The 3,021-nt window shown below is 39.8% G+C and carries 3 protein-coding genes; 1 reads left to right on the top strand and 2 read right to left on the bottom strand.

The genetic code is table 11. The features are described from left to right. Positions 1–432: 432 nt before the first annotated feature. The gene (locus AC3LHT_RS10035) at positions 433–1,728 is read left to right on the top strand and encodes a glycosyltransferase (RefSeq protein ID WP_488662794.1); all 1,296 of its coding nucleotides are present in this window, start codon (positions 433–435) and stop codon (positions 1,726–1,728) included. Here AC3LHT_RS10035 and AC3LHT_RS10030 read toward each other — a convergent pair. Both AC3LHT_RS10030 and AC3LHT_RS10025 read right to left on the bottom strand, forming a co-directional pair. Next, positions 1,725–2,153 (bottom strand): methylated-DNA--[protein]-cysteine S-methyltransferase, encoded by a 429-nt coding sequence (locus tag AC3LHT_RS10030; RefSeq protein WP_488662793.1) that lies wholly within the window; start codon positions 2,151–2,153, stop codon positions 1,725–1,727. The genes AC3LHT_RS10035 and AC3LHT_RS10030 overlap by 4 nt on opposite strands. Before the next feature lie 12 nt (positions 2,154–2,165). Then, a partial coding sequence (locus AC3LHT_RS10025; RefSeq protein ID WP_488662792.1) for an alpha/beta hydrolase occupies positions 2,166–3,021 on the bottom strand: 856 nt, incomplete at its 5' end.

Raw genomic sequence — 3,021 nt, 5'->3', positions numbered from 1 at the left:
TACAGCAAAGAAAAGCGAAAAGTCAAATCCGTTGGCAAATACCGTCTGTAAGAGCACTTTTGAGTGGTTCTGGTTTTCGTCAGTTTTGCAATATAAGAGACATTATATTGCAAACGTCCTCAAGAGCATGAATATGTGAATGACTTTGGCAAACTCATCGTGTCAAAAAATCTGCTTGAAAAAACTGCCTCGAAAATCGATTCTGAGACCCTTTTTTGACGTGGACCTATAGTTTTGTATTTACTGTGTCCAAAACAGGTCTCACAGGGCAATCTCGAAGGAGGTTTTTGAAACACGCTTCTTTAGTGCTGTTTTGCCTCTTCAAATTGAAGATTCAACCCCCTAACGTTGTACGTTGCTCAAACAAAGGCTTTATACGCTTGAGTAAGCCAGAGTAAGCCAATAATGGTATGATCTAAGCGAGGTGATGACATGAACATAGCGCTTATTCACTACAGGGCAGGGTTAATGGATGGGGTTTCATTGGAAATGGAAAGATGGAAAACAGTTCTGCTTCGTTTAGGCCATAACGTGCATATAATTGCGGGCAACAATGAAAAAGGCGTAGATATTTGTATTCCCGAAATTGGATTTAATAATCCAATACACAACACTATATATCATAACTGCTTTGAAAATCTTGAAGATTATGATGAAAATTCTATTGTTGATTATATTACCAAATACGTCACAGTAATCTATAAGAAATTTATAAAGTCACTTTGTAGTTATGAAGTCATTATTGTAAACAATATGTGGTCGCTGGGTTTGAACTTACCGGTAGCTATTGCACTTTCTCAATACGCTGAAGAACATCCAGAAAAGTTGTTCATTGGACATCATCATGACTTCTGGTGGGAGCGAGAACATATGAAATGCACCTGTTCTGAAGTTGAAAAGCTTTTAATAAAGTACTGCCCACCTACTGGTCAAAATATAAAGCATGTTGTAATAAATTCGTTTGCAAAGGATTCACTGCTTCAAAGAAAATCTATTGATGCTCTGATAATCCCAAACGTTAGAGATTTCAGTGGTGAAGAGTATTTGAATGAATCACTTCGAGAAGAACTGCGAAACGAACACAACATTTTTCCTGGCGATATCGTTCTCCTCCAGGCTACGAGAATCACCCGCAGAAAGGCAATAGAGCTTGCGATAGATCTCTGTTGCGAACTTAAAAAAACGGCTCAGAGTTATATTGGTAAATCACTCTACAACGACAACATATTTACGGGACGAATTCTCCTTGCTCTATCAGGAATGTGTGAAGATATTTCTTACAGACGCCAGCTATTCAAAAAGGCAGCACAAATGGGTGTTGAGTTCTTGGATCTCTACACCACAGATGCAAAGAACAAAGAGCAAACTTTCATGAAGCTTTACAACATCGCAGACATTGTAACTTATCCTTCAATCCTTGAAGGTTGGGGAAATCAACTTCTTGAGGCAATATTGATGAAAAAGCCCATTGTTTTATTCGAATACGAGGTCTTTTCAAAGGACATTAAGTCAACTGGAATAGAGTATGTTACTCTTGGAAGTCAGTACGAGCTAACAGATGGGCTCGTCACAATCAGCGCTGATACCTTAGAACAAGCTGCAAAGAGAGTATTCGAACTTCTGTTTAACAAAAGGCTTTACTCAGACATTGTGAACAAGAATTTCAAAATAGCTTCGCAGCACTACGATCTTCATAATCTGGCAAGTATGATCAAGCAGCTTTTCTAAGTTTTGCTTTCGATTTCAAGCAAAAACTCTTTCCATTCAACATTTGAGCCAAAGCCACCTATGCCATCCTTGCCTACAACTCTGTGGCATGGTATATACAATGGCAAGTTGTTGCAAGCCATCGCATAGCCAACAACTTTGGGAATCACTCCAAGCTCACGTGCAACTTCACCATAGGTAAGTGTTTCACCGTAGGGAATCTGCCTGACATACTTCCATATCTTTTTGAAGATCGCTCCACCACCTATTAAAACGGGGAAATCAATCTTCTTTATTTTTCCATCGAGATAGCCCTTAATTTGCGTTGTGAAAGGCTCTAAAGGTATATCTTCGTGTTTTGCTGAAAATTTGATCTTCACTACTTTGCCCTCATTAACAAAGACAACGATACTTCCCAGTTTTGTTTCAACACTGCCAATCTCCATTTTTTCCTCCAGTCACTTTTCCTCTATTTTCGGTTTTTCAATGTACCTCATCCGTCTTTTAAATTCACGGATGTTCATCTTTTTCAAAACAAAGCTTCCAAGAAAGAACTGAAAAGGCAACCACGTCACGTGTCCAACCGGCACAAAGTATCTCTTTGGTTTACCCAGGTGTTCCCATAATATTTTCCGAGTACTTGGAGGGAGGGCTCTATCAAATACGCCCTCTATTAACGTTAGTTTGGAGGAATCTGAAAAACGGGCATATGCCACAGGATCGATCTTAAGTAATGGGTGAATATCTGAGTTAAGCATTTCGTCGACATTCTTAAATGTTTTCAGTTTTTCAATATCTGATTTGAAAACACGCTTTAAATTTTCCTCATCGCCAATACCTGATGCTGTGGTATCGAAGCGTTTCATCTCTCTTCTAACATAAGCAAGTGTCGGAGAATGCCACACAAGAGTTGATAAATCCCCACCCGCTGTGACAAGTATTGTCTGCTTCAAATCATTGACAAGCGCATTTAACATAACAGCTATCATTCCACCAAGGCAATATCCAACAAGACAGTTGTTTTCACTCCACCAGGTTTGCTTCTTCATGAAGTCGATGGTGGTCAAACAATCCACCACTGCGTGTTCCCAATATCGCGTGGCTTTATCAATATCCGCTGAAAAGTAATCTTTACCACTCACCGATCCATGGGAAGTTCGTGTGAAATTCCCGGGCAGAACAGGAACAACTGTTCTCACCCCTGCGTTTGCAAGATGCATACCCATCCAGAGTAGGAAGGGAATATTCATAGTTCCCAAACCATGAAGCAGCAGAACACTGCCTACAACGCTTTCTTTCGGTTCGAAGTGATAC

This window comes from Kosmotoga sp. (assembly GCF_982836095.1).
Note: the sequence above shows the minus strand (reverse complement) of the source record. Positions and strands in the feature narration are given on the sequence as shown.

Bases quoted from the DNA above. Each gene is read 5' to 3' on its own strand.
- AC3LHT_RS10035 (WP_488662794.1), top strand. From the start codon at position 433: ATGAACATAGCGCTTATTCACTACAGGGCAGGGTTAATGGATGGGGTT.
- AC3LHT_RS10030 (WP_488662793.1), bottom strand. From the start codon at position 2,153: ATGGAGATTGGCAGTGTTGAAACAAAACTGGGAAGTATCGTTGTCTTT.